This is a genomic window from Rhodococcus sp. ACS1 (assembly GCF_002300155.1).
Lineage (GTDB): Bacteria > Actinomycetota > Actinomycetes > Mycobacteriales > Mycobacteriaceae > Rhodococcus_F > Rhodococcus_F koreensis.
This window is the reverse complement of the sequence record NZ_NSDZ01000004.1, coordinates 754,875-775,531: the sequence shown is the minus strand read 5'-3', so window position 1 is coordinate 775,531 and position 20,657 is coordinate 754,875. Positions and strand designations below refer to the sequence as shown.

Here is a 20,657-nt window from a genome sequence, read left to right as displayed (position 1 = left end):
GCGCTCGTGAGTTCACCATCCGCGGAATGTGTCGCGCAGCTGAAGGCGGTGCTCCCGCACCGGGTTCATCTGCCGGACACCGACGACTACCGCGCGGCACTGGGCAGAGTGTTCTTTCCCGACGCCGCGAGACGCCGACCGTCCTGCGTCGTCGAACCGGAGTCCGTGGAGGACGTCTCCACTGTCATGCGGGTTGCGCATCGGACGGGCGGCACCGTCACCGTCCGCGGCGGCGGGCTGAGTTCGAACTGTGTCGCCGACGACGCCGTCATGCTCGACTTGTCTGCCCAGATGAACACGGCGCGGCCCGAGGACGACCGAGTGGTCGTCGCCGGCGGCGCCACCGTGGGAACCATGCTGGACACCCTCGCCTCCTCCGGCCGGGTGGTGCCGGTCGGGATCGTCGGACATGCGGGCTTCGGTCTGGTCACCCGCGGCGGCGTCGGCTACCTCACCCGCAGTCTCGGGCTGACGCTCGATCAGCTGCTCGAGGTCGAACTCGTGCTGCCCTCCGGCGAAGTCGTCCACCTGTCCGAGGCCAGCACCGGCGACGAGGCCGATCTGTGGTGGGCGGTCCGGGGTTGCGCACCGTGCTTCGGTGTCGTCACGTCGGCGGTGCTGCGCACCCATCCGCAGGGTCCGGTGTGGGTCGATCGAATGGTGCTCGGACTCGAAGCGCTCGCCACCTATTTCCGTGTCGCCCCGACGCTTCCGCGTGACACGACGATGGGCGCGGTGCTCGGTTACAGCGCACTGTCCGCCGACGAACCCGTCCTGTTCGTGTACACCGCGTGCGCGAGCCAGGACGCATCCGACATCGACCGCGCCCGGGCCGCCGCCACCTCGGTCGCCGCCGTGTCGGGCAGCGTGCTGTACCGGTCCGAGACGACGGGCAACTACCTCGATGGGCTACCCGAATTCGCGCCACCCGGAGCCGACGGCGAAGAACCGGAACCGATCCGGCTTCCCCAACCGGGTGACCACCGGGGGTCGTTCTTCGGGAAGGCCGTCTTCACCGGACCGACCCTCGACTCCCACCTCGCGGAAGCCCTGGCCACCCAGATCCGCGGGGCGCCGACGCGGGAATGTCGAATCGACTTCCAGCACACCGGCGGTGCACTCGCCGATGTGGGTAACGGCGACACCGCCTTCTGGGGTCGCGGCGGCGAATGGAACATCCCGCTCAACGCCATCTGGTCCGACCCCTACGACGGCGCCGCCTGCCTGTCCTGGGCGGGCGGCACCCTCGACGCGCTCGCACCCCACACCACCGGCGTCTACAGCGTCGAAGTCCGGCCCGGATTCCCCGAGACGGGCGCCGAGATCGACGCTGCCTACGGCGGAAACCTGCGGCGACTGCGCGAACTGCGGCAAAGGCACGATCCGATGGGGGTGCTGACGCACTACCCGCTCTGAGATTCGCAGATGTCACACGCAATCGTCGACGGCAGCCCGGCCGGCGAAACGTGCTGCAAGAAAGTCGATCGCACCCGGCGCGCCGGAGACCAAGGTGGTGTTGTGACTCGGCACATGCGGGCTCAGTCCACTCGGCCCGAACTGGAGGGCAGCGCGGATGCCGTCGAGAACCGCGTAGCCGGCCTGTGGTCCGGCGAGGAATTCGGATTCCGGTCCTTCGTAGTCGGCGGTGACGACCGCCCAACCACGGGATAGCAGATACGCGATCATCAACGACTCTGATGCGGTCGAGCGACTTGTACAGCAGCTGCCAGGAATCGACCGGGATCGGCACACTCCGTCCCGTCACCGCCGCGACCAGAAGGCGCAACCACCGCCGAATGCGCACGAAAAACATGCTACCGTGCGAATGGTACGACCGAAAGGACTTTTTGTGGACGCCGTCGTGTTGCGAGAATTCGGGGAGCCGGATGTCTTGAAGGTGGAGTCGATTTCCGACCCCGTGGCGAGCTCGGGTTGGGTCACCGTCCGCCTGAGGGCGGCCGCGCTCAACTGGCACGACGTCCTCGTCCGCCAGGGCAGGTATTCGTCACCGCTGCCGCACGTACTCGGCGCCGACGGCGCAGGCATTCGCAGCGACACGGGCGAGGAGGTTCTCGTCCTCCCGTCGCTGTGGTGGGGAGATCGCGACGCCGCGCCGAGCGCACAGTGGGAGATCCTCGGCGATCACCAGCGAGGCACCTATGCCGAGTTGGTGCGCGTTCCCGCAGACTGCGTCGCCCCCAAACCACGCGGGCTCAGCTGGGAGCAGGCCGCCGCACTGCCCCTCGTCGGACTCACCACCTACCGCGCCCTGTTCACGCGTGGCCGCCTCCGCGCCGGCGAGAACGTGCTCGTCCTGGGTGCAGGCGGCGGCGTCGCGACCATGGCCGTCATGCTGGCTTCCTCAGTAGGAGCGAACGTCACCGTCACGTCCTCCACGGCGGCCAAGATCGCGCAGGCACAGGAACTCGGCGCCGCGAACGGTGTGCTCTACACCGACCCCGAATGGCCGGACGAGGCTCGCCGACTCACCCCGGACGGTCAGGGATTCGACCTCGTCCTGGATTCGGTGGGGACCTGGGAGCAGTCCATCGCCGCACTGCGGCCGGGTGGCCGCCTGGTCGTGCTGGGCGCGTCGCGCAGCGAGCTCGCCACCCTGGACGTCCGACCTTTCTACTTCGGTCAGTACGAACTGATCGGGACCACGATGGGCAGTCCCGGGGACTTCGCGGGGCTGTTGACGTTGCTGGACACCGAATCCGTCCCACCCGTGCCCATCAGCGCGATCTTCCCCCTCGCCGAGGCGGCGGCCGCACACAAACACCTCGAACAGGGAAGCGGGTTCGGGAAGGTCGTTCTCTCGCACGGGTGACCGCGGTTCTATGATCTACCTCGACGCGGTTCGGTGACGACGAGAGGACGCCCAGTGGCGAGTGAACTCCCGACGCCGGCTGACGACGAGCGCCACGACGTGGTCGACTGGATGCGAGCCGAATGGTCCCAGCGGCGTGATTCGGCCGATCTGGAGTTCGGAACCACGATGGCGTTGCTCCGCACGCACCAGTGGATCGTGCGCGCCATGGACCAGGAACTGCGTTCACTTCGACTGTCGCGCAACGCCTATCTCATTCTCACGTCGCTGCAACTGTCGGAGCAGCGCACTCGCACGCTCGGCAAGTTGAGCAAGTACCTCATGGTCCACCCCACCACCGTGTCGATGGCGGTCGACCAACTCGTCAAGGCGGGCCTCGTCGAACGCAAAGCCCACGCGACGGATCGCCGCACCGTTCTCGCAACCCTCACCCCGGCCGGCCTGGAGGTGGTCGAGGATGCGAACGATCGCCTCGCCGCAGTGCGCTTCGGCCTTGCGCCCGTCGACACCGACACCCTGGAAGCGTTGATCGAACAACTGCAACAGGTACGTCGCGCCGTCGGTGACGTCGAAACCGGGGACTGAGAACCGCCGGAGACCCTCTCGCGGTTGAGGTGCCGGACCCGGGCGCCGCATCTCCCACGTAGACATCTACCCGGCACATCTCTTGCCTCATTAGCTTTGACGCCCTACTATTCAAACCTAGAATAGTTCTCACGGGACGAGGAACGGGCCGTCCGGCTTCTCAGTGCACGACAACGCCCCCTCGCCGTGATCCCCCAGCCGAGTCACGCACAGGAGCACACTCCGATGGTTTCATTCGCATTCACCGACGAACACGAAGAGTTCCGAAAGACGCTGGCCACGTTCAGCGACCGAGTTCTACTTCCCGGCTACCGCGATCGAGCCGCGTCAACGGACTTCCCTTTCGACATTCTGAAGAGGATCGGCGACCTCGGATTGCTGGGCATCGGCCTGCCCGAACAGTACGGCGGCACGGGCACCGAAGACCCCGTCCTCCTCGGGATCGCCACCGAGACCCTGGCCTACGGCGACGTGAACATGGCGTCGGCACCCGTCCAGATCGGGTTGGTCGCCTCTCAACTGGCGCTGTGCCGGGACGAGATCCAGGAGCGCTACCTCCCTCCCCTCATCAACGGGGAGCAGACCATCGCCATCGCGTTGACCGAACCGGGCTCGGGCTCCGATGCGAGTGCACTGACCACCACCGCAACGGCGGTAGAGGGCGGATGGCGCCTCAACGGCGAGAAGACGGCCATCTCCTGGGCGATGAATGCCACTGCGGCACTTGTCTACGCGCGAGAGCCCGGATCCAGCCGTGCCCGGGGTGTCAGTTGCTTCGTCGTGCCGCTCGACGCGGACGGGGTCAGCGTCAGCCACATGCCCGGCATGGGCTGCCTGCCCTTGGGGTGGGGAAGCATTCATCTGTCCGACGTCTTCGTTCCCGAGTCGCATCTCGTCGGCGAACTCGGCAAGGGCTTTCACTCGGTCATGGACCACTTCGACTTCAGTCGTGCGGCTCTCGGACTGATGTGCCTCGGCGCCGCGAAACAGAGTCTGGAGGAAGCCGCCGCGTACGCGCAGCAACGGGAGACGTTCGGGCAGCCGCTCTCCGAGCACCAGGGACTCGCGTTCCAATTCGCCGAGCACGCCACCTATTTAGAAGGCGCTCGCTGGATCTGCTACCGGGCGCTGTGGCTCCGGGAAACCGCCCAGCCGCACACCGCCCTGGCGTCGATGAGCAAGTGGTGGCCTCCCGTCGTGGCCAAGAACGCGATCGAGTTCGCCATGCGCGTACACGGAAACCTCGGGTACTCGACCGAATCGCCTCTGCAGCAACGCTACCGCGACGTCACCGCGTACCTCGTCGCGGACGGCACAGCCGAGATCCAGAAACGCATCATCGCGAAGGACATCTTCGCCCGCGGCACAGTATCTCTCTGACCCCCATCACCCTGAAGGAGCTCACCATGGGAACGCATGAAATCTCACCGCCGAAAGAACTGAAGGACAGCAGCGGACTGATCGTCGGTGGCACGGCAGGGATCGGGCTCGCGACCGCCGTCGGCCTCGCTCAGGCCGGCGCACCGCGCATCATGGTCGTCGGACGCAGCACGGAACGCGGACACACTGCCGTCGATCGCATCTCGTCCGCCAACTCGTCGTGCGAGGTGTCCTTCCTTTCCGCCGACGCGACCACCGCCGACGGCGCCGCCCATATCGCGTCCGAAGCCGAGCGGATTCTGGGCGGCGTGGACATCCTGGTATCCACGACAGCCGCCGACGTCCGGCCGGAACTGTTCGCGAACATTCCCACCGGCGACATCGCGCGCATCTTCAACCAACTCGCGCTCCCGTGCATGTATCTCGCGAGCGAAATCGTTCCCCACATGACGGCACGGAAGGGCGGCGTCATCATCAACGTCGCATCGGACGCAGCCAAGACCGCGACGCCCGGCGAGTCCGTGATCGGGGCGGCGAAGGCCGCGATCGTCATGTTCACCCGCACACTGGCCATCGAAGCCAAACGCAGCGGAATCCGCGTGAACGTCCTGACGCCGTCGCTGGTCGCCGGCACCGGGTCTACCGAACGCATCACCTCCGACGGGTTCAGTGCCAAACTGTTCGCCAAGGCAGCACAGCAGGCCCACCTCGGCGTCCCCGAATCCGAGGACCTCGCTGCGCTCGCCGTCTTCCTCGCCTCCCCCGCCGCGCGCCGGCTGACCGGACAGGCGATCAGCGTCAACGGGGGAATCTCGGCGGCCTGAGAACTGCCTCCGAATCGGGGGCGAAACCCCTCGTCTGGGTGACGCATGGGTGCCGTTCATGCATGAGACTCGAGTCACAGCATGAACGGACACCGCGCGACAGCGCCGGTACGTCCCGGCGCTGTTCAGCCCACACCAGAGAGAAGGTTGATCATGACGACGGTCGAATCCGCCAACACCACAACAATTCCCGATGAGATAGCACGGCAGATCGTTCTCGCCGAGGGACACACCGACGACGCGAAGCTGTACGACGCCTACCGGTGGCTGCGCGAGAACCGGCCGCTCGGGCAGGCACGCGTTGAGGGATACGACCCGCTCTGGCTGGTCAGTAAGCACGCCGATCTGATGGAGATCGAGCGACAGCCGCAGATCTTCAGCGCCGGCGGCGGCGAGGACAAGGGCTCGCACAACCCCATTCTCGCCAACCAGGCCGGAGACGAGTTCACGAAGAAACTCACCGGCGGAAGTCTTCGCATCCTGGACGCGTTGCCCTACCTCGATCCCCCGGAGCACTCCACCGTCAAGGATGTTGCGTTCGACTGGTTCCGGCCGGCCAACCTCAAGAAATGGGAGGACCGCATCCGCGAGACGGCGAAGGAATCCGTCGATCGGCTCGTGTCCGGGAGCCAGGACCTCGACGCCGTACAGGAATTCGCGGTGTTCTTCCCGCTGCACGTCATCATGTCGCTGTTCGGTGTGCCGGTCGAAGACGAGCCGCGCATGATGGCACTGACACAGGACCTGTTCGGGGTCGCCGACCCGGATGCGACACGTGAGGACATCGAGAGCCTGTCTCCCGATGCCGCCGCCCAGCAGTGGGCAGCGGCGATCTCCGACTTCTACGCCTACTTCGATGTTCTCGTCGAAAGCAGGCGAGCAGAACCACGCGACGATCTGGCGACTCTCATCGCGGTCGCGAAGGATGCCGACGGCGAGTACTTCCCCAAGACGTTCGCCTACGGGTGGTTCGTCGCCATCGCCACCGCCGGCCACGACACCACGGCGAGCACCCTTGCGGGTTGCCTGCAGCAGTTGGCCGCACGTCCCGACATCCTCGAGCAGGTGCAGGGAGACCTCGATCTGGTTCCCCACCTGGTGAACGAAGCGTTGCGGATCGTGTCTCCGGTGAAACAGTTCACCCGAGTCGCACTCACCGATTACGAACTCCGTGGGAGTTCGATCAAGGCCGGCGACCGACTGATGCTGCTGTTCCAGTCCGGTAACCGCGACGCCGACGTGTTCGACAACCCGGACACCTTCGACATCGACCGGCGTCCGAACAAGCAGATCGCGTTCGGCTACGGACCGCACATGTGCATCGGCCAGCATCTCGCCAAGCTCGAAATGAAGGTCATGCTCGAGGAACTGCTGCCCAAGCTTCGTCGCGTCGAGGTGACCGGCGAACCCAAGATGATCCAGACCAACTTCGTCGGCGGATTGCGGCACCTCCCCGTCCACCTGACGTTCGCCTGACCAGGTGGTGTGCCGAGACAAGATGATATTCGGCGCACCACCTTCGAGTGAGAAAGTGCCCTCAGCGCATGACGAAAGTTACCTATCACCTGCCGGACGGGTCGACGGAGCACGTCGATGTCGAACCCGGTGAAACGCTCATGAACGCAGCGCTCCGCAACAACCTCCCCGGCATCGTCGCCGAATGCGGCGGCAGTTGCGCCTGCGCTACGTGTCACGTCCACCTCCCGAAGCAGTACACCCGCTTCTTCGCCGAACCGACGGACGAGGAGACGGATCTGATCGCCTATCTGGACGCCGCGGACGACGATTCTCGTCTGTCCTGCCAACTCGTCGTCGCCGACAGCGAGGCCGAGATCCACGTTCGCGTCGCAGACAGCAGGTGACGTCGTGACCACGCAGATGCGCGGAAATACCGCAATGAATGCCCGTCACGCCTTCTACGTCGTCGCCGGGATCGCTGCGCTACTCCTGACCTGGCCATTCGCGTTCGACTGGATCGGCGACGGCGGAAACATCTTCAACCCGGTCGAATTCTTCGGAGACGGTATCGAGCCGGGCGGCACCGCCGCGTTCCTGAGCATCGACATGCTGATCGCCTGGACGGTCTTCATCGTCTGGGTGCTCACGGACACCGCACGGATCGGCATGGGCCGGAAGTGGGGCGTGGTCTTCGTGCTCTTGTCCTACATCGGCGTCTCCATGGCATTCCCGTTCTATCTCGTTGCACGAGAGCGATTCCTGGCGCACGCGGCCGGCGGTCGACCGGACGCGAAGACACCGGAGAACCCGGCGTCCCGTGTCGGGCGCGGCTAGCAACCGACCGAGGCCCCTACGTCGAGCGCTGCTCGGCGTGGGGGCCTCGTGCCGTTCGGCCTTCTACGACACCACTCGCCGCGCCTTCATGCCCTCGAAGACCGGTGCGATCCGAACGACGTCGCCTGTCGTCGGCGCATGCACCATCTGACCGTTTCCCAGATAGATCGCGACGTGGCCGGGCCCTCCCGGGCCCCAGTTGCCGAACAGCAGATCGCCCGGCCTCGCGCCGTCCAGCGGGACCTCGACACCGACGTTCCACTGGGTCTCCGACGTGCGTGGGAGGATGAGGCCGGCGGTTGCGTCGTACACGGCGTAGGACGTCAGACCGGAACAGTCGAACCCTCCGGAGGACGGGCCCTTCACGCTGCCGCCACCCCACACGTACGGCAAGCCGAGATACCGAATTGCCGCCTGCACGATGAGACCACCCACACCTCCCGAATCACTGTGCAGGAGTTGTAGAACCGACGCGAACCGCCCCTCCGACTCACGGATCTTCGCGACGTACGGCCGGGTCTGGTTCTCGTAGTCGTCAGTCCCTCTGGGCATTCCCCCGAATTGGCGTACCGCTCCTATCTCCGCGTTGTATCCGGCGAGAGTCAGGTCAAGGGTATCGCCGGATACGAGCCCCTCGGCCTTCCATTCACCGATCTGGCTGTACATGTCGCACAGCAGGTTCCCGGACGCCATCACCGAATCGGCCACTCCGAGAACGTCCGACATTCCGTCGCCGTCGGCGTCCTTGCCGTATCGCGCCCAGGTGGCCGGCATGAACTGTCCGGGTCCACGTGCACCCGCCGGCGAGGCCGGCGACGTGGCACCGTACCGAAATCCGTTCTCGACGGAATACAGCGCTGCGAGAACGGGCGCGGTGATTCCCTCGCAGATTCCACCCGCCTTCGTGAACCAGGGGACGAACACGGCGATCGAGCCGATCGGCATCGGACCGGCTGCGACGCTGCTGACAACGTCACCTTCCTCGCGCGGAATTGTTTCCGGCACAGTACTGTCGGCAGCAATCGGCTCCTCTGCGGGCCCGACCACCTCGGGCTCTTCGGATGCCCCCGGCAGCGACTCGTCGATTTCGGGATCAGGAGGAACCGCGATGACGGGTGACGGCAGAAACGGTGCCACCGCACTCTGGGCCGTCTCGGCAGCCGTGTCGACTGCCTGCCGAGCGGGCTCGCGGGAATTCTCGGGTAGCAATTCGATGTAGTCGTCGATTGTCACGTCGACGGCCTTCGCCTGATCCGCCACCGCGTAAATCTGCTGCATCGCGAAATCTTGTGCCGCATCGGGCATATCGGTGCCCTGGACGATGCCGCCGATTGCGGCGGCGACCCCCATGATGAGCGCCGAAGGATCAACAGACACTGGTTCCTCCTGAGATGGGACATCGATCGAGTTGATCGCGGAATGTGATTCAAGTCTCTCTTCATGCGTGCACTCGACGCGTCACACCAAGGGGTGTTTTCGGTACTTCGTCGGGGGCATCGGGTTCCCGCGGCGCGCAGACTGCCGACCCTGCGTCGACTCCGCCACACGAGCCTCGACTCCGTGTGGCGAATTTTCACAGGAAGACAGGACCTCTCGGGTGCCGTAGTCCCATCGGGGGTAAAAGGGGGGAGATTGGAGCGAACTTGCCGCTCATCCCTGTTTTCAGGGCTTGTGATCTACCTAACATCGCACCTGAGCAAGTGATGCCCGTCCTCGGGCGAACACCTGAAATGAGGAGCAGTCGTGCAGATCACCGCCGCCGTAGTCCACGAAGTCGCGGGCGACTTCGCCATCGAGACCGTGTCTCTGAGCGAACCCACGGAACACGAAGTCCTCGTCGAGATCGCCGGCGTCGGTCTCTGCCACACCGATCTGGCCGTCAAGGAGGGCCATCTCCCGTTCCCCCTTCCGGGCGTCGTCGGCCACGAAGGTAGCGGGACGGTCGTGAGGGTCGGATCCGGAGTCACCAAGGTCGCTGCAGGCGACAAGGTCGCGATCAGCTTCAACAGTTGCGGCCAGTGTGCCCACTGTGGGAAGGGCGAGCCTGCGTACTGCCACAATTTCATGGCGTTCAACTTCGGTGGTGTGCGCCCGGACGGCAGTTCGGCACTCACCGCGGGGGACGCCACGCTCGGCGGCAACTTCTTCGGGCAGTCCTCCCTCGCGACACATGCCATCGCTCATGAACGCAACGTCGTGAAGGTCGCGGACGATGCCCCTCTCGAACTCGTCGGTCCGCTCGGCTGCGGAATCCAGACCGGCGCAGGCGCGGTGTTGAACTCTCTCGACGTCGCTCCAGGATCTTCACTGGTCGTCGTCGGCGCGGGTTCGGTCGGCCTGGCGGCTGTGCTTGCTGCCGTGGTCCGCGAGGTCGGCGTGATCATCGTCGTCGAACCTCACGAGTCGCGGCGCGAGCTCGCGCTGTCTCTCGGCGCGACCCACGTCGTCGATCCTGCGGACGGTGACCTCTCCGAACAGATTCGGGCAGTGGTGCCCGACGGCATCGACTACGCGATCGACACGACGGCTCTCTTGCCCGTGCTGGACCAGATCCTGCAGTCACTGGGTGTCCGGGGCACCCTCGGCCTCATCGGGGTCCCCGCCGACCCGACCGCCACAATCCCGATCGGCATGATGTCGACGCAGCTCTTCGGTCTGACGATCCGCGGGATCGTCGAGGGGGATGCCGACCCCGACACGTTCATTCCGCACCTTCTCGATCTGCACCGTCAGGGCAGGTTCCCGTTCGACAAGTTGATCACGACAATGCCGTTCTCACAGATCAACGAAGCTGTGGCCGTCCAGCGTCGAGGTGACGCGGTGAAGGTCGTCCTCGTCCACGAATGATGACCGACTCCGCCGTATCGGATACTCCGGAAACAGTGAGAAAGGCCGTTCGATGTCAGTAGATCTGGAAGCCCGCCCGTCGAGGGCGAGCGCTGTCAAGAAGGGCATTCAGGTCGCGCCGACTGCGGTGGGCGCGTTCTACGCGACGTCGATGGAGACGTTCCGATGCATGTTCAAGCGCCCCTTCCACGCTCGCGAGTTCGTTCAGCAGGCATGGTTCATTGCGGGTGTGTCGATCATGCCGGCGCTGCTGATGGCGATTCCCTTCTGCATGATGTTCGTCTACCAGATCAATATTCTGCTGGCCGAGATCGGAGCCGTCGACCTCAGCGGGGCCGGCGCCGGTGTCGCGATCATCCGTGAAATCGGTCCGGTGGTCACGGTTCTCGTGGTTGCCGGCGCCGGTTCGACCGCGATCTGCGCCGATCTGGGATCGCGCACGATTCGCGAGGAAATCGACGCGATGAAGGTGTTGGGAATCGACCCGATTCAGCGTTTGTGTGTACCGAGGGTGCTGGCGTCGACTCTCATCGGAATGTTTCTCAACGGTCTGGTGTCTGCCGTCGGACTGGTGGGCGGTTACTTCGCGACGGTCTACATGCAGGGTGCGTCGCCGGGGCAATACGTCACGGCCATCTCGATCCTCACGGGACTGCCCGATTTCCTTGTCAGTGAGGTGAAGGCGGCGGTGTTCGGCATGCTTGCCGGTCTCGTCGCGTGTCATCTGGGACTCAACGCGAAAGGCGGACCCAAGGGAGTGGGAGACGCCGTGAACCAGACCGTCGTATTCAGCTTCCTGCTGCTCTTCCTCGCGAACTCGGTTATCACCACTCTTGCGCTGCACTGACAGCGCTCAACACCTAGCCGCACAGTCGGCTGTCAACGGGAGAATTCTGTGTCGAAAGCTACTCGGGCCGCCCCGGCGAGACCGCACGTTGCCGGGCTCGCGCTCCGCGCGGTCGGTGCACCTGTTGGTCATCTGGAGGAGATGGGCAGGCAGCTCCACTTCTACAGCCACGCCGTCACCTCCATCCCGCACACGGTTCGGCGTTACCGCAAGGAGACGATCCGACTGCTCGCCGAGGTCAGCATGGGTACCGGTGCCCTTGCGGTGATCGGGGGAACCCTGGTGGTCATCTCGCTTCTCACCACCGCGGTCGGCTACGAGGTGGGCCAGCAGGGAGCGACGTCGATGGGCCGCATCGGAATCGGTGCGCTGTCCGGATTCATCTCGGCATTCTTCAATACCCGCGAGGCGATTCCCGTCATCGCCGGCATCGCGCTGACCGCGACGGTCGGTGCGGGTTTCACCGCTCAACTCGGTGCGATGCGGGTGAGCGAAGAGATCGACGCCATGGAGACCATGTCGATCCCGTCGCTCCCCTATCTGGTGAGCACTCGCGTCACCGCCGGGGTCATCGCGGTGATTCCGCTGTATGCCGTGGCGTTGTTCGTCGGGTACGTCGCCACGCAATTGGTCACCGAGTATCTCGGTGAGGCGAGCGGAACGTACCAGCACTATTTCAACGTCTTCCTCGTGCCGAGTGATGTCGCGTGGTCGATGGTGAAGGTGCTCGCGATGTCGGTCGTGGTGATGTGTGTGCACTGCTACCACGGCTACAACGCGAAGGGCGGGCCGGCGGGAGTCGGTGTCGCGGTCGGACGTGCGGTACGCACATCCCTGATCTCGATCATGGTCATCGACCTTCTCATCGGAATCGCCGTCTACGGTGGCTCCGCAGGCGCCGTGAAAGTGTCGGGCTGACATGGGTGGCCATATCGAAGAGCGGAGCCGCCGCGTCTACGCGCTCCTGGGTGGGTGTCTGATCGCGTTGATGGCAATCGCGACCGCAGCGTCAGTCGGCATCTACCGCGGATTGTTCCATTCGACCGTCCCGGTCACGCTGTACTCGGTGCGGTCAGGGCTGATGCTCGAGCCCGGCTCGGACATCAAGATGCGCGATGTCGTCGTCGGCCGGGTGTCGAAGGTACAACTGGTCGACGACCGGGCCGAGATCACCATGGACATCGACGAGAGCCGAACGTCGACGATCCCGGAGAACATCACGGCCGTGATCGATCCGACCACGTTGTTCGGACGCAAGTTCGTCACGCTCGTCCAGCCGGAACATCCCTCGAGCACAATGGTGTCGGCGGGCTCTGTGGTTCAGGGCACCGGCGTGGCCACCGAGGTGAACGATCTCCTCGACTCGCTGGTGACGGTGCTGCGGACCGTGGAACCGCAGAAGGTCAACGCGACGTTGAGTGCGTTGTCGACCTCGTTGCAGGGCCGCGGCGACCAACTCGGGGACATGATGGTCGAGCTCGACGCCTACTTGTCCGAGTTCAACGGCAGCCTTCCCACGTTGCAGCGGGATCTGGTCAAGGGTGCGGAGGTCTCCGATGTCCTCGCCGATGCCGCTCCGGAGCTGCTGCGGACCGTCGATCATGTGAGTACGACCGGTGACACGGTGACCGAACGGGAACAGCAGTTGAGCGCTTTCCTGCTCAGTTTCAGCGGTTTCGGCAACAGCGGGCGGAGCTTCTTCGAGGCTTCCGGTGACCCGTTGGAGAAGTCCCTCGATTCGCTGGAGCCGACGACGGCGCTGCTCGCCCAGCATGCGCCGATGTTCCCGTGCTTCCTGGCGAGCATGGATCAGACCAACAGGTACCTGGAGCGCACCGTCGGCGGTAGCGATCAGGCCGGGCTGAACATCCTCGGCACTCTGCTGATGGGCGATCCGCCTTACACGTACCCGGAGAATGCGCCGAAGAACGGTGCTGACGGCCCGCCGCGGTGCTACGACCCCGCGCAGGCCCCCGGCCATACCGATTTCGACGACGGCAGCAAGGCCTACCAGCCCGCGCACGGAATCGAAGATCTGATCGGCAACCCGTTCGCGCAGTTCATGTTCGGAGGTGTTCGCTGATGACGAAGGCACCGGGAATCAAGTTGCTGATCTTCGTCCTGGTCACGTCGTTGACGGGATTCGGTGTGGCGACGGTGGTGGGCAACATGCGCTTCGGCAGCACGAACACCTATCAGGCCGTGTTCTCGAATGCGTCCGGGCTGGGCCACGGGGAAGACATCAAGGTCGGTGGTGTGCCGATGGGAAAGGTGACAGAGGTGGAGTTGGCCGGAGACGGCACGGCAGTGGTGTCGTTCTCCCTCTCCACGGAACGCCCCCTGACGGCGGGGACGACGGCGCGGATCAAGTACAAGAACCTGATCGGTGACCGCTACGTGGAGCTCTCGAACGGACCTGGCGCGATCGGAGCGCTCGACGGCCCGATCCCCCTCGAGCAGACGACGCCGGCGCTCGACCTCGACCAGGTGGTCAACGGATTCCGTCCTCTCCTACAGGGTCTCGACCCGGATCAGACAAATCAACTGTCCGCTTCTCTGATCGAGGTACTGAACGGTCAGGAAGCGAGTATAGGGAGTCTGGTGGCCCAAATCGGAACCCTGAGCAACACATTGGCGGACCGGGATCAAGCGATCGGTCAGGTGGTGAGCAATTTCAACACCGTTGTCGGGACCGTGAACAATCGCGGTGACCAGTTCTCCGCACTGATCGACCACCTCCAACGTCTGGTCGCGGGTCTCGACGGCGACCGTGACCTGATCACCAATTCCCTGGTGAACATCGACCATGTCACGGACAGTCTCGCAGGAGTTCTCGACCAGAATCGCCCGGCGATCGCGCAGGACGTGGTTGCGCTGGGCGATCTCGCGGGCAACCTCGACGCGAATACCGACACCCTGAACATGGTGCTGTCCACGCTGCCCGAGAACTACCGCCTCATCGGCCGCGTCGCGGGTTACGGAAGTTTCGTGAACTTCTTCGTCTGCGGTCTCGCTGTCAAGTACGCGCCCGGGCCCGGTGGACTCACACCGATGTTCAAGGCCCCCGCAGAAAGGTGCCAGTGATGGCTCAGAAGTCCTTCCTCGAGCGCGATGCGTTCCGCATGGGCCTGATCGGAACAGCCGTGCTGATCGGAGTCCTGTTTCTTGCGCTCAACTTCAACTCGATACCCGGTGTCAACAGGGCCACGACCTACCATGCCGAGTTCGCCGATGCCAGCGGCCTCGCGGTGGGTGATACCACGCAGATCGCCGGTGTGAAAGTCGGAGAGGTGAAGAAGCTTTCGATCGCCGATGGAAGAGTCGACGTGGAATTCGATGTGGACGGCGGTGCGGTCGGGCTCGGTGAGGACACGACGGCGGCGATCAAGGTCGAAACTGCGCTCGGTCGGCGGTACGTGGAGATCACTCCGGGACGCCATGGCGAGCTCGCCGACGACGCCACCATTCCGCTGGCCCACACCAGCTCCGGATACGACATCACCCGGGCGCTCGAGGAGGTCACCGACAAGGTGTCGGAGACCGACACCGTCAACCTGTCCGGCGCACTCGAGCAGGTCTCCTCGGTCGAAGACGAGCTTCCGCCTGACCTGCGGTCCTCTCTCGACGGCCTGTCCCGCCTGTCCGACACGGTGGCGAGCCGCGACGACGAACTGCGTCAGCTGCTCTCAGGCGCCGCCGACGTGTCCCGGATCCTCGCGGACCGAGACGTGCAGGTCGCCACGCTGTTCGGCCAAGGGCAGTCGCTCTTCACCGCACTGAACAGCCGGGCAGACACCATCCATCGCGTGCTCGTGCAGTCACGGCAGGTGGCCGACGCCCTCACCGGGCTTTCCCGCGACAACGCAGCAACACTCGGACCCACTCTCGATCAGTTGAAGACTCTGGTGGCCACATTGAACAGCAATTACGACAACATCAACGCATCGCTGACCGGCCTCGAACGGTTCGCGAAGCAGGTCGGCGAGGCGGTGGGCAGTGGTCCGTTCTTCGGGGTGCTCCTCCACAACATCGTTCCCGCCAACCTCTCCGGGCAGCTTCCCGGAAGCTTCGGGGGGCCGCGCTGATGGCATCGGTACGTGAGATGGCACGGGCAGTGCCGGCGAGACTGCTCGCCGTGGTGATCGCGGTCGCCCTCGTCGGGTTGCTGACCGCCGCCTGGATCGAAAATCACTCCGTCAACCACGTCACGGCGTATTTCCGGAACACCACCGGCATGTACGTCGGGGACCGGGTGATGATTCTCGGTGTCGAGGTCGGCCGCATCACGACGATCGAGCCGGACGGTGAACGGGTCCGAGTGGAGTTCGACTACGACAACGAGTACGACGTCCCCGCCGACGCGAAGGCGGCGGTCGTCGCCCCGACCTTGGTCACCGGCCGCTACATCCAGCTCGCACCCGCGTACTCGGGTGGACCGACCCTCGCGGACGGCGAAGAGATCCCCCTCGACCGAACAGCCGTCCCGGTCGAGTTCGACGAGATCAAGAAGCAGGTGGTCAAGCTCAGCGAGGACGCCGGACGCACTCCGGAGCATCCGGACGGTTCGCTCAATCGCTTCGTCAGCAGTACCGCTCGGACACTGGACGGCACGGGCACAGCGCTCCACGACTCCCTCATCCACCTCTCGGACGCCGCCACCATCCTGAACGCGAGCGGCGAGGACCTGTTCGGCACTGTCGAGAACCTTCAGAAGTTCACCACCGCGCTCGCGGCCAGCGATCAGCAGATCCGGGCATTCAGTGGCGAACTCGCGAACGTCTCGGGGCTGCTCAACGACAACCGGACCGAACTCGACGCGGTGCTGAGCAGCATGGTGACTACCTTTCAGGAAGTCACGAAGTTCATCGAGGACAATCGTGGGGCGCTGGTCGACAATGTCGGGCAGCTCGAAGAGATCACCCGGTTGCTCGTCGACCGCCAGGACACCCTGATGTCGATCCTGCACTCCGGACCGACGGCACTGTCCGACTTCTACAACATCTACGATTCCGACGCGAACTCGCTCACGGGCGCACTCGCGGTGCCCGAAATGCCGGACCCACGCTCGCTCATCTGTGCACTCTTGACCACGGTCGATGCTCCGGGCGACGAATGCAACACGGCTGCCGGCGCTTTCGCGGCGCCCTTGGCCAACGCCGCGGTGCGGCAGGCGTCACCGGTCACCGCCCCGCGTCCCCCGGGGGTCACGCCGGGTACTCCCGTACCGAATGATCCCGTCGCCTCCATCACCCAAAGTCTGCAGAACCTCATTCTCCCGGAGGGACCACGATGACGAACTCTCTGCGAAGATCGGCGCTCACAGCAACCATGCTCGTCGGTGTCGTCGCCGCGGCGGCAGGGTGCCGATTCGACGGAATCAATTCGATCGGGCTGCCCGGCAACGCGGTCGGAGGCGACGCCCACGAGGTGACAGTCGAGCTGGCGGACATCCAGAACCTGGTCGGCAACTCACCGGTGAAGGCCGGCAACGTCATCGTGGGAAACATCAGCCACATCACGGGCGACAACTGGGGCGCCAAGCTGACCCTCGAGCTCGACCCGGATGCAGAAATCCCCGCAAACGTCAGCGCCAAGCTCGCCCAAACCAGTGTGCTGGGCTCCCAGTACCTCGAGCTCACCGTGCCGCCCGGTACGGAGGGGGTCGGCAGACTCGCCGACGGCGACGTGATCCCCCTCGCCCGCACCAGCCAGTACCCGTCCACCGAGGAAGTGCTCTCGGCACTCGCGCTCGTCCTCAACGGAAGTGGATTGCAACAGATTCGCACCGTGACCTCCGAGCTCAACCGCGTTCTGGGTGGCCGGGAGGAATCGCTGCGCAGCCTGTTCGGCAACCTCGAAGAGTTCGTCGGTGGTGTCGACCGACAGCGCGACGACATCGTCCGGGCGATCGACGGACTGGACCGTCTCGGCGCGGAACTCGCCAGTCAGAATGAGACGATCGATCGGGGAATCACGTCGATCCAACCGGCCCTGCAGGTACTCGACGAACAGCAGAAACAACTCACCACGATGCTGAACGACGTGGGACGGTTCGGCGAGGTGGCCACCGAAGTACTCGAGAGCAGCCGCGACGACCTCGACGCCAATCTGCGGTCGCTGCAGCCGGTGTTGTCGCAGCTCGCTGCGGCCGGCGACCACCTCCCGGAAGCGTTGAAGATCGCCGGAACGATCCCGTTCCCGGTGACGACCACCCAGCGCGCCGTCAGGGGCGACTACATGAATCTCTTCCTCACCCTCGACGTCAGCGCCGAGACGGTCGGCGGCAAGGTCCTCGGCAGCATCCCCCTCGACGAACTGGCGGGACTGAACCCTGCCCGCCAAGCCGTGGATCCTCTCCTGGCACCCACCGGTGCAACGACATCCGGCCGGCCCGCGACGTCCGCACCGCAGAACGGAGCACCACGCTGATGAGATCGAAACTCGTTCGCTTCCAACTCATCGTGTTCACCGTGGTGGCAGTTCTCGCCGTCGGCAACGCCGCGGTCAACTACCTCGGGTTGAAGAGGGTCACCGGGATCGGGATGTACACGATCACGGCCGAATTCGATCGCGCCGGAGGCCTCTACGTCAACTCCCTCGTTACCTACCGCGGCGTCGACGTCGGCGTCGTGAAGTCGATCGACCTGGGCCCCGATCGGGCGTCGGCGGAATTGCAGCTGGATTCCGACTTCGCGATTCCCCGGAACAGCCAGGCATTCGTCCGCAGTGTCTCGGCCATCGGCGAGCAGTATCTCGACGTGGTTCCGGCATCCTCCGAAGGTCCCTTCCTCGCGGATGGTGACGTGATCACGAAGGAGAACACCGAAATCCCGGTGCCTGCCTCCGAGGTCGTCGACAAGGTGAACGTGCTCCTGTCGGAACTGCCCAAGGACGACCTCCGAGTCACCGTCGACGAGGCCTACACCGCATTCGACGGCGCCGGACCTGCCTTGTCGCGACTCATCGACTCCTCGCGTCCTTTGATCGAACTCGCGCAGGCGAAGATCGGCACCACGAGGACCCTCCTCGACGACGCCGAACCCGTCCTCGGGGCCGGAATCGACTCGCGAGCAGACATTGCGAGCTTCGCCCACGATCTCTCCTCGTTCTCCGAGCAGTTGGTGATGAGCGACGCGCAGGTCCGCGGTGTGCTGGACAACGGATCACAGTTCTTCGACACGGTCAGCGGCACACTCGACGACGTCCGCCCCACCGTTCCGCTGCTGCTGGCGAACCTCCAAACGGTCGGTGAGGTCGTGCGAGTGAGCATCCCGGGTATCGAGCAGATCCTGGTGATCTACCCGGCCGTGTCGGCATCGATCAACTACATGCACCGGGGAGTCCAGGGCGACGACCGGGTGTACGGTCAGGGCGCCCTCGACGTCAAGCTCGGCAACTCCGCGAACCCGCTCCCCTGCACCGAGGGTTACCAGGAAACCCAGCGGCGCGACCCCAGCGATCTCAGCGCGATCCCCGCACCGGAGAATTCCTACTGCAAGCTGCCGCAGGCCGACCCTCGGGTCGCACGAGGGGCACGGAACATCCCCTGCGCGACGAATCCCGCGGTGCGCACCGCCGAGATCGCGGACTGCCCGGGCGGTCTGCCGTCCACGTGGCCGGACATGCTTGCCCGGCCGGGACAACCGTATTCGCCGCCGCCGGTGGATACCGGCGGTCCGAGCACGGGACCGATCTCGACCCCGCCGAGCCCGGACGCCACCGAACCCGGAACCGTCACACCGGCCTCGTGGTCGAACCGACAAGAATTGGGGAGCGGCGCCGGCACTCTCAGCGTTCCCTATGACCCGGTTACCGGAAATTTCCGGGCACCGAACGGCGATCTCTACTCGATCGCCGGCGTTTCCGCACCACACCCGAAGGAGGAATCGACATGGCAGGCACTTCTGCTCCGGTAGAGGTCGAACCCCGCCTCGACCAGCCCGGCCCCGACCGACCCGGGGACGAGGCCCCAGCGGCGACACCCGACTCCGAGGAGCGGTCACCGACGCGCGGATTCCTCATCGGCCTGGCCACGACCGCGGTGATCGCGATCGCCGCCGTCGTCGTCGGCGGCGTCTCGTGGACCAACCTACGCACCGAACAGACCGCACAGTCCCGAGACGAGCAGGTCCTCGAGACGGCACGGCAGGTGGCGGTCAACCTCGTGACACTGCGGCACCAGAGCGTCGACGAAGATATCCAACGCGTCGCGGACGGCACCACAGGACCGTTCCGGGACCAATTCACCAGCGCATCGGGCAGTTTCGGTGACGTATTGAACCAGGGCCAGGTCGAGTCGACCGGTGAAGTAAAGGAAGCCGGTCTCGTCGAGGCCGACGACGACCACGCCGTGGTCCTCGCCGCCGTGACGTCCACGGTCAAGAACACCGAGGCACCCGACGGCGAGATCCGCGTCTACCGCATGAAGGTCTCGCTCGATTCGGTGGACGGCAACTGGCTCGTCTCGGATGTGGAGTTCGTAGCATGAGAAACACACTTACCCGGATACCCGAGGCCATCGCCACCTGGTCCTACGCGCGGCGGCGGGCCACCCGCTACCTCGCCGTGCTTCTCGCAGGCGGACTCGTCGCGGTCGCGGTCGCGGTCGCGGTCACCCTCCAGGTCCACGATCACCACCAGATCAACAGCGCGGAGGCACAGGCGCGTGAACGCGCCACTCAACTGGTCGCCGACGTGTTGTCCTACGACTTCAACACCATCGACACGCATTTCACCGACGTACTTCCCAGTCTCGGTGGCGATCTGCGCGGCCAGTTCGACAGTGTCGGCAAAGAGGTCATCATTCCGTCGGCGAAACAGCGCCAGGTCGTCACCTCTGCGACCGTCGTCGAATCCTCCGTCGTGGCCGCGTCGGAAGACGCGGTGACTCTGCTGTTCTTCGTCAACCAGTCGACCACCAGCACCGACAGCGCCGCACCGAAGTTGGACGGAAGTCGCGTGCGGGTCGGCATGACCGAGCAGGAGGGTACGTGGGTCATGACGGAGATGACTCCGGTCTGACCGTTTCCCCGAAACACGGGGATCAGTCGAT

Annotated in this window: 21 protein-coding genes; 19 read left to right on the top strand and 2 right to left on the bottom strand. The window is 64.9% G+C overall.

Annotated features, from left to right (window positions below; all coding sequences use genetic code 11):
- The first annotated feature begins 6 nt into the window (after positions 1-6).
- Entirely contained in the window at positions 7-1,416 is a 1,410-nt protein-coding gene (locus CJ179_RS15890) for an FAD-binding oxidoreductase (protein WP_095862202.1), read from the top strand.
- A 12-nt stretch (positions 1,417-1,428) separates the two neighbouring features.
- Here the strand turns inward: CJ179_RS15890 and CJ179_RS52730 are convergent, their stop codons facing one another.
- Positions 1,429-1,686, bottom strand: coding sequence for a lipase family protein (locus tag CJ179_RS52730; RefSeq protein WP_257015559.1), 258 nt, complete (start codon positions 1,684-1,686; stop codon positions 1,429-1,431).
- A gap of 163 nt (positions 1,687-1,849) precedes the next feature.
- On the opposite strand from CJ179_RS52730, the gene CJ179_RS15880 reads away from it, so the two are divergent.
- From CJ179_RS15880 to CJ179_RS15850, 7 genes are all read left to right on the top strand, one after another.
- Positions 1,850-2,830: a zinc-binding dehydrogenase gene (locus CJ179_RS15880; RefSeq protein ID WP_095862201.1), complete on the top strand. Its 981-nt coding sequence runs from the start codon at positions 1,850-1,852 to the stop codon at positions 2,828-2,830.
- A gap of 54 nt (positions 2,831-2,884) precedes the next feature.
- Positions 2,885-3,415, top strand: coding sequence for a MarR family winged helix-turn-helix transcriptional regulator (locus tag CJ179_RS15875; RefSeq protein ID WP_072937181.1), 531 nt, complete (start codon positions 2,885-2,887; stop codon positions 3,413-3,415).
- A 225-nt stretch (positions 3,416-3,640) separates the two neighbouring features.
- A complete protein-coding gene (locus CJ179_RS15870) occupies positions 3,641-4,795 on the top strand; it encodes an acyl-CoA dehydrogenase family protein (RefSeq protein WP_095862200.1) in 1,155 nt (384 codons plus the stop codon).
- A gap of 26 nt (positions 4,796-4,821) precedes the next feature.
- Entirely contained in the window at positions 4,822-5,619 is a 798-nt protein-coding gene (locus tag CJ179_RS15865; protein ID WP_095862199.1) for an SDR family NAD(P)-dependent oxidoreductase, read from the top strand.
- Between the two features lie 153 nt (positions 5,620-5,772).
- Positions 5,773-7,095, top strand: coding sequence for a cytochrome P450 (locus CJ179_RS15860; RefSeq protein ID WP_095862198.1), 1,323 nt, complete (start codon positions 5,773-5,775; stop codon positions 7,093-7,095).
- A gap of 68 nt (positions 7,096-7,163) precedes the next feature.
- Entirely contained in the window at positions 7,164-7,481 is a 318-nt protein-coding gene (locus CJ179_RS15855) for a 2Fe-2S iron-sulfur cluster-binding protein (RefSeq protein WP_095862197.1), read from the top strand.
- Between the two features lie 4 nt (positions 7,482-7,485).
- Complete coding sequence (locus CJ179_RS15850) at positions 7,486-7,911, top strand: DUF2834 domain-containing protein (RefSeq protein ID WP_241031339.1); 426 nt, start codon at positions 7,486-7,488, stop codon at positions 7,909-7,911.
- Between the two features lie 63 nt (positions 7,912-7,974).
- On the opposite strand, the gene CJ179_RS15845 is transcribed toward CJ179_RS15850, so the two are convergent.
- On the bottom strand, positions 7,975-9,288 hold the full coding sequence (locus CJ179_RS15845; RefSeq protein ID WP_095862196.1) for an NlpC/P60 family protein: 1,314 nt from the start codon (positions 9,286-9,288) through the stop codon (positions 7,975-7,977).
- A 366-nt stretch (positions 9,289-9,654) separates the two neighbouring features.
- On the opposite strand from CJ179_RS15845, the gene CJ179_RS15840 reads away from it, so the two are divergent.
- The 11 genes from CJ179_RS15840 to CJ179_RS15790 all read left to right on the top strand — a co-directional run bounded on the left by CJ179_RS15840 (position 9,655) and on the right by CJ179_RS15790 (position 20,626).
- Positions 9,655-10,758, top strand: coding sequence for an NAD(P)-dependent alcohol dehydrogenase (locus CJ179_RS15840; protein ID WP_095862195.1), 1,104 nt, complete (start codon positions 9,655-9,657; stop codon positions 10,756-10,758).
- Positions 10,759-10,810: 52 nt separating this feature from the next.
- Positions 10,811-11,605, top strand: a complete 795-nt coding sequence (locus tag CJ179_RS15835) for an ABC transporter permease (protein ID WP_095862194.1) — start codon at positions 10,811-10,813, stop codon at positions 11,603-11,605.
- Between the two features lie 141 nt (positions 11,606-11,746).
- Positions 11,747-12,523, top strand: a complete 777-nt coding sequence (locus CJ179_RS15830) for an ABC transporter permease (protein ID WP_095862193.1) — start codon at positions 11,747-11,749, stop codon at positions 12,521-12,523.
- Between the two features lies 1 nt (position 12,524).
- Complete coding sequence (locus CJ179_RS15825; RefSeq protein WP_095862192.1) at positions 12,525-13,688, top strand: MCE family protein; 1,164 nt, start codon at positions 12,525-12,527, stop codon at positions 13,686-13,688.
- Complete coding sequence (locus CJ179_RS15820; protein ID WP_095862191.1) at positions 13,688-14,689, top strand: MCE family protein; 1,002 nt, start codon at positions 13,688-13,690, stop codon at positions 14,687-14,689. Before CJ179_RS15825 ends, CJ179_RS15820 begins: the two co-directional genes overlap by 1 nt.
- Entirely contained in the window at positions 14,689-15,690 is a 1,002-nt protein-coding gene (locus CJ179_RS15815) for an MCE family protein (RefSeq protein WP_095862190.1), read from the top strand. The genes CJ179_RS15820 and CJ179_RS15815 overlap by 1 nt, the downstream gene beginning before the upstream one ends.
- A gap of 17 nt (positions 15,691-15,707) precedes the next feature.
- The gene (locus tag CJ179_RS15810) at positions 15,708-16,898 is read left to right on the top strand and encodes an MCE family protein (protein ID WP_257015556.1); all 1,191 of its coding nucleotides are present in this window, start codon (positions 15,708-15,710) and stop codon (positions 16,896-16,898) included.
- Positions 16,895-18,034, top strand: a complete 1,140-nt coding sequence (locus tag CJ179_RS15805) for an MCE family protein (RefSeq protein WP_095862188.1) — start codon at positions 16,895-16,897, stop codon at positions 18,032-18,034. The genes CJ179_RS15810 and CJ179_RS15805 overlap by 4 nt, the downstream gene beginning before the upstream one ends.
- On the top strand, positions 18,034-19,521 hold the full coding sequence (locus CJ179_RS15800; RefSeq protein ID WP_095862187.1) for an MCE family protein: 1,488 nt from the start codon (positions 18,034-18,036) through the stop codon (positions 19,519-19,521). Before CJ179_RS15805 ends, CJ179_RS15800 begins: the two co-directional genes overlap by 1 nt.
- On the top strand, positions 19,497-20,093 hold the full coding sequence (locus tag CJ179_RS15795; RefSeq protein ID WP_095862186.1) for a hypothetical protein: 597 nt from the start codon (positions 19,497-19,499) through the stop codon (positions 20,091-20,093). Before CJ179_RS15800 ends, CJ179_RS15795 begins: the two co-directional genes overlap by 25 nt.
- Positions 20,090-20,626: a hypothetical protein gene (locus tag CJ179_RS15790; protein WP_072937166.1), complete on the top strand. Its 537-nt coding sequence runs from the start codon at positions 20,090-20,092 to the stop codon at positions 20,624-20,626. The genes CJ179_RS15795 and CJ179_RS15790 overlap by 4 nt, the downstream gene beginning before the upstream one ends.
- The last annotated feature ends 31 nt before the right edge of the window (positions 20,627-20,657 follow it).

Excerpts from the sequence above, each read along its gene's own strand:
- CJ179_RS52730 (WP_257015559.1), bottom strand. The coding sequence starts at position 1,686 with ATGATCGCGTATCTGCTATCCCGTGGTTGGGCGGTCGTCACCGCCGAC.
- CJ179_RS15870 (WP_095862200.1), top strand. The coding sequence starts at position 3,641 with ATGGTTTCATTCGCATTCACCGACGAACACGAAGAGTTCCGAAAGACG.
- CJ179_RS15865 (WP_095862199.1), top strand. The coding sequence starts at position 4,822 with ATGGGAACGCATGAAATCTCACCGCCGAAAGAACTGAAGGACAGCAGC.
- CJ179_RS15860 (WP_095862198.1), top strand. The coding sequence starts at position 5,773 with ATGACGACGGTCGAATCCGCCAACACCACAACAATTCCCGATGAGATA.
- CJ179_RS15855 (WP_095862197.1), top strand. The coding sequence starts at position 7,164 with ATGACGAAAGTTACCTATCACCTGCCGGACGGGTCGACGGAGCACGTC.
- CJ179_RS15835 (WP_095862194.1), top strand. The coding sequence starts at position 10,811 with ATGTCAGTAGATCTGGAAGCCCGCCCGTCGAGGGCGAGCGCTGTCAAG.
- CJ179_RS15830 (WP_095862193.1), top strand. The coding sequence starts at position 11,747 with ATGGGCAGGCAGCTCCACTTCTACAGCCACGCCGTCACCTCCATCCCG.
- CJ179_RS15825 (WP_095862192.1), top strand. The coding sequence starts at position 12,525 with ATGGGTGGCCATATCGAAGAGCGGAGCCGCCGCGTCTACGCGCTCCTG.
- CJ179_RS15820 (WP_095862191.1), top strand. The coding sequence starts at position 13,688 with ATGACGAAGGCACCGGGAATCAAGTTGCTGATCTTCGTCCTGGTCACG.
- CJ179_RS15815 (WP_095862190.1), top strand. The coding sequence starts at position 14,689 with ATGGCTCAGAAGTCCTTCCTCGAGCGCGATGCGTTCCGCATGGGCCTG.
- CJ179_RS15810 (WP_257015556.1), top strand. The coding sequence starts at position 15,708 with ATGGCACGGGCAGTGCCGGCGAGACTGCTCGCCGTGGTGATCGCGGTC.
- CJ179_RS15805 (WP_095862188.1), top strand. The coding sequence starts at position 16,895 with ATGACGAACTCTCTGCGAAGATCGGCGCTCACAGCAACCATGCTCGTC.
- CJ179_RS15800 (WP_095862187.1), top strand. The coding sequence starts at position 18,034 with ATGAGATCGAAACTCGTTCGCTTCCAACTCATCGTGTTCACCGTGGTG.
- CJ179_RS15795 (WP_095862186.1), top strand. The coding sequence starts at position 19,497 with ATGGCAGGCACTTCTGCTCCGGTAGAGGTCGAACCCCGCCTCGACCAG.
- CJ179_RS15790 (WP_072937166.1), top strand. The coding sequence starts at position 20,090 with ATGAGAAACACACTTACCCGGATACCCGAGGCCATCGCCACCTGGTCC.